This window comes from Microcoleus sp. Aus8_D2 (genome assembly GCF_036702665.1).
GTDB lineage: Bacteria > Cyanobacteriota > Cyanobacteriia > Cyanobacteriales > Microcoleaceae > Microcoleus.
In genome coordinates, this window is sequence record NZ_JAUBUN010000037.1 from 1 (window position 1) to 4,685 (window position 4,685).

Annotated in this window: 5 protein-coding genes and 1 pseudogene; 3 read left to right on the forward strand and 3 right to left on the reverse strand. The window is 47.6% G+C overall.

The genetic code is table 11. From position 1 onward, the window contains the following. Positions 1–79: 79 nt before the first annotated feature. Together QUB64_RS24115 and QUB64_RS24120 are read right to left on the reverse strand one after the other, a co-directional pair. Positions 80–601 (reverse strand): LabA-like NYN domain-containing protein, encoded by a 522-nt coding sequence (locus QUB64_RS24115; RefSeq protein ID WP_006633075.1) that lies wholly within the window; start codon positions 599–601, stop codon positions 80–82. A gap of 336 nt (positions 602–937) precedes the next feature. Next, positions 938–1,585, reverse strand: a complete 648-nt coding sequence (locus tag QUB64_RS24120; protein ID WP_293125294.1) for a response regulator transcription factor — start codon at positions 1,583–1,585, stop codon at positions 938–940. A 411-nt stretch (positions 1,586–1,996) separates the two neighbouring features. Between QUB64_RS24120 and QUB64_RS24125 the strand changes: the two genes are divergently transcribed. Both QUB64_RS24125 and QUB64_RS24130 read left to right on the forward strand, forming a co-directional pair. Next, entirely contained in the window at positions 1,997–2,215 is a 219-nt protein-coding gene (locus tag QUB64_RS24125) for a hypothetical protein (protein ID WP_333275918.1), read from the forward strand. A gap of 98 nt (positions 2,216–2,313) precedes the next feature. Continuing rightward, positions 2,314–3,495: pseudogene (locus QUB64_RS24130) on the forward strand (RNA-guided endonuclease InsQ/TnpB family protein). Between the two features lie 83 nt (positions 3,496–3,578). Here QUB64_RS24130 and QUB64_RS24135 read toward each other — a convergent pair. Continuing rightward, positions 3,579–4,007, reverse strand: coding sequence for a (2Fe-2S) ferredoxin domain-containing protein (locus tag QUB64_RS24135; protein WP_333275916.1), 429 nt, complete (start codon positions 4,005–4,007; stop codon positions 3,579–3,581). 273 nt (positions 4,008–4,280) lie between these two features. Between QUB64_RS24135 and groES the strand changes: the two genes are divergently transcribed. Then, positions 4,281–4,592, forward strand: coding sequence for a co-chaperone GroES (gene groES / locus QUB64_RS24140; protein ID WP_333275914.1), 312 nt, complete (start codon positions 4,281–4,283; stop codon positions 4,590–4,592). Positions 4,593–4,685: the final 93 nt, after the last annotated feature.

Genomic DNA, 4,685 nt, shown 5'->3' on the forward strand with positions numbered 1-4,685 from the left:
ACTGCTGACTGCTGACTGCTGACTGCTGACTGCTGACTGCTGACTGCTGACTGCTGACTGCTGACTGCTGACTGCTGGACTAATAATCCATCTTCTCGATATGTTCCCGAATTTCATTTAGGTCGATATACCTATCAGTAGCATTTCGTAACTCTCTAGCAATCATTCCTTCGGTGGATACCACAGTAATATGAGTATTTTTCGATCGCAGTAGCTCGATCGCCCGCTCAAAATCCCCATCTCCGCTAAATAGCACAACTTGGTCGTACTGATCCACCGTATTAAACATATCAACCACAATCTCGATGTCTAAATTAGCCTTTTGAGAATATCGGCCCGAAGCATCGTCGTAATATTCCTTAAGAATCTTCGTGCGCACCGTGTAACCCAGACTGATCAAAGCATCTCGAAATCCCCTTTGATCTTGGGGGTCTTTCAAACCCGTATACCAGAAAGCATTGATCAAGATGACATTCGGCTGCGAAGTTTTGAAATATTCGAGCACCCTGCGTGGATCAAAAAACCAGCCGTTCTTTTGTTGAGCGTAGAACATATTGTTCCCGTCCACAAAAATAGAAAGGCGGTTCATTAAGTTTGTCATAGAACTTAGACCTAATAATTGTAGAAAGAAGTTAATCTAAATATCACATTTTAGCAATATAGAGCTAACTGAGGCAATAGATTAAACTTCAGAAAACTCCATGCCCCCAGTATTTCATATTTTCGGCTCTACCGCCAGAGGGCTCTTTTAGGGCTGCTGGCATTCGATCGACCAATCCTCAAAAACTAGACGCCCCCTAACTCAATGCTTCGGCGGTGTCAAGGTTAATGGGGCTTCAAACTACCACGCCAACCGCCGTACCGCCAAGCAGGCCTACGCCCAGCGCATTGTAGTACAAGAGTGCTCCCCTGATTTCATAGCAGATTGGCCCCGGACTCAGGCCTTTTTGCTTTCAAGGGCCCAGCGAGCTAACTCTGTCCGGTTGTGCAGACCTGTTTTGCCCAGCATATTGCTGACGTGGCTCTCTATAGTCCGCTGGCTGACATTCATCACGTCTGCGATCTGGCGGTTTGCCATACCCTGCGCTAGCAACTGTACCACCTTTAACTCAGTGGGAGTCAATTCGACATTGCGGCGCGCCTTAATTTTGGGGCCGCTCTCAATACCTGGATTGGAGTGTCGAATCAAGCGGGATGCTGCTTTCAGGGAAGATTCTACTTGGGCTACCAGTTCTTCCGGTTCAAAAGGCTTGACTATATAAACGTCAGCCCCCGTGCTCAAGCCTTTTACTCGATCGGAACTTTGACCTTTGGCCGACAAGAAAAGAACCGGAATCCAGCTTGTGCGCGGGTCTTCTCTGATGTGTTTGACTAAAGTGTACCCGTCCATTTCCGGCATCATCACATCGCAGATGATTAAATCTGGGACTTCTTGTTCGAGTTTTTCTAGAGCGTGTCTGCCGTTTTCTGCTGTGATGACGTTGTAACCCCGAAACTCTAAGTAATCCTTGACTAGCAAGATCAAGTTCGGGTCGTCGTCAACCAGCATCAGCCGTTTTTGCTCTCCTGAATTATTGTCCTTCATGTTTCTTCCCGCTAAAGTATTCCGCTCGATTCCTTGTTTTCACTCCTGTTTTTGTCGTCAGTCCCCTATCGCCCCGGCTGGGGGTGGAGGACGGCGGTGGGGTGAATGGATGGCGGTGAGGGGAAAGCGGGGCGGGTATTACCGCTTTCCAACCAGTGATCGACGCCCGTTTGTGAATGTCTTGCGACCTGGAACGGAGCCAAAACCTGTAATGGACGATCGCCCGTCGTCACGATCGGTCTTGATGGATGGGAGACTCCCGCTAGAGATCCCAAGTTAAATATTTAATCTCGATCGGTTCAATTGCAGGTTGATGCTCCGGTTTTAAATGATACTTCTGAATATAGAGAAATTTAAAGACTCCCTACTTACGTATTTAACTATTTCTAGTGTAGTTTGGCAAACTGCCTGATGTCCGCTACTGAGAAACTTTTGGGCCAACTTTCGCCCCAAGCGCGATCGAACTGCTTCGATACACCCCCCTCAAAAACTCAAGCGACAAGCAGGACTACCAAAGACACAGGGGAAACTACAGTTGTTCGAGCCACAGGTGCGATCGTCCAACGCGATCGCGCTCTCTACTTTACCGGAAAACGAGAGCAAAGCCCCTGGCTTGCATCACAGGGATGAACTCGGAGTAAGGCTGTCTTCCACCTACAATCTTTTGATTTTCCTTGTCGATTCATTGTTTTTGCGCTATAATGGTCAGCGTAAGACATCAAGTTCCAATGCTAGTTTTTGAGTTCAAAACCTACGGAAAACCCGAGCAGTTCGCAGCTATTGATGACGCGATTCGTACTGTGCAGTTCATTCGGAACAAGTGCATCCGAAGAATGAATGCACAATCCGAAGAGCAATAAGTACGACCTGAACAAGCAAAGCGCGATACTAGCGAAGGAATTTCCTTTTGCTTCGGAACTAAACTCAACAGCCCGTCAAGCAGCAACCGAACGCGCTTGGTCGGCAATTTCCCGATTCTATGACAACTGCAAGAGTAAGATTGCTGGTAAAAAAGGTTTTCCCCAATTCCAGAAAGATAATCGCTCGGTTGAATATAAAGTGTCGGGATGGAAACTAGCTCTCGATCGAAAGTCAATTGTCTTCACCGATAAAAAGGGGATAGGCAAGCTGAAGTTGAAAGGTACTCGCGATCTGAACTTCTACCAACTCTTCCCAAATCAAAAGGGTTAGATTGGTAAAAAGAGCGGACGGTTACTACGTTCAGTTTTGCATTTCAGTGGAACGTCAGGAAGTCAGAGAACCAACTCATCAAACTATTGGCTTAGATGTCGGACTAGAAAGCTTTTACACCGATTCTCAGGGTAACAAAGTTGAAAATCCTCAGTTCTATCGAACAGGTGCGCGAAAGATGAAACGGGCGCAGCGCCTCGTTTCTCGGAAAGTAAAAGGCTCGATGAATAGACATAAGGCTAGAGTTAAATTAGGACGAGTTCACCTCAAAATAAGTAGACAACGTAAAGACCATGCCATCAAATTGGCGCGGTGCGCAATCACATCTAACGATGTAGTCGTCTCGGAAAATTTGCGGATTAAGAACATGGTTAAGAATCATTGTCTGGCTAAGTCCATTAGTGACGCGGGCTGGTATCAATTTCGCATTTGGTTAGAGTATTTTGGGCGGGTATTCGGACGGATCGCGATTGCGGTCAATCCTGCCTATACGTCGCAAGAATGCTCCTTATGTGGTGTTGTGGTTAAGAAATCTTTGTCTGCGAGAACTCACGTTTGTCAATGTGGATGTAGATTAGATCGCGACCACAACGCTGGCATAAATATCCTCAAGTCAGGATTGGGTACTGTGGGGCACACAGGAACCTTTGCGCTCGACGCAAGCAACGCATAAGAGAGAATCAACCTCTATCTTCGTTGGCGCCAGCCTGCGGAGGTAAGTTGGCTCGCTGAGAGAAGAATCCCCCGGATTCATCGGTGGGGAGTGTCAATTATCATGCTGTACCTTTTCACAGCGCTACAGTTAAAGATCTGCTTTCGCCTCAGCCGGCTCCGGCAAAGGATGAGTTAAAAAAGCGTATTCTTCAACCACCCTTGAGCCGATCAGATGTTCTTGAATAATTCTCTCGATGACGGGGGGCGTAACATCGCGGTACCACACTCCGTCTGGATAGACTACCATAATCGGCCCAGACGCGCACACTCGCAGGCAGTTAGCTTTAGTCCGAAAAATGCAGGTTTGCCGATCGGCTTTTGGCTTGTCCAACCCCAATTCTTGCAAGCGTTTTTTTAAGTAATTCCAAGCCACCAGACTGCTTTCTCGATCGCAACACTTGGGTACGGTTTGGTCGGCACAAATAAAAATATGCCGCTCGATTCGATCGATTCCCAGGCTTTGGACGCAAGCGCTCAAGCCTTGGCTGCAAGATTCATCGTTGTTATTTTCCGACATTTTATTCATTCGTCAACAGTAATAGGTTAGCGATCGAAACTCATCACCACAAACTCCCCACTTCCCGACTTTCCCCCACTCTCGACTCCACTCCCACTCATCCTCGGTTCGGGAACCCGTACAGACACGTAAGTTGCGATCGCCCCTGAAGAAAGCTAAATTAGCACTCAGGAGTCGAGAGTGCTAATATGTCAGTTATCAGCAGTCGGCTGTTGCTTTCAGAGCGACCACTGACGGCCCAATGACTAAGAACTGTAATCTGGAGATTTATTTATGGCAGCAGTATCACTGAGTGTTTCTACCGTTAAACCGTTAGGCGAGCGCGTGTTCGTGAAAGTAAGCGCTAGCGAAGAAAAAACCGCCGGCGGCATCCTTCTACCCGACACAGCTAAGGAAAAGCCCCAAGTAGGCGAAGTCGCAGCCGTAGGCCCCGGTAAGCGCAACGACGACGGCGCTCGCGTTGAAATGGAAGTCAAAGTCGGCGACAAAGTTCTCTACTCGAAGTACGCCGGCACCGACATCAAACTCGGCACCGACGAATACGTCTTGCTAGCCGAAAAAGATATTCTGGCGATCGTTAACTAATTAATCATTAGTCATCAGTCCTGCCGTCATCAGTCATCAGTCATTAGTTTAAAGCGAACGCCGCCAAACAACTAATGACACAGGACAAATGAC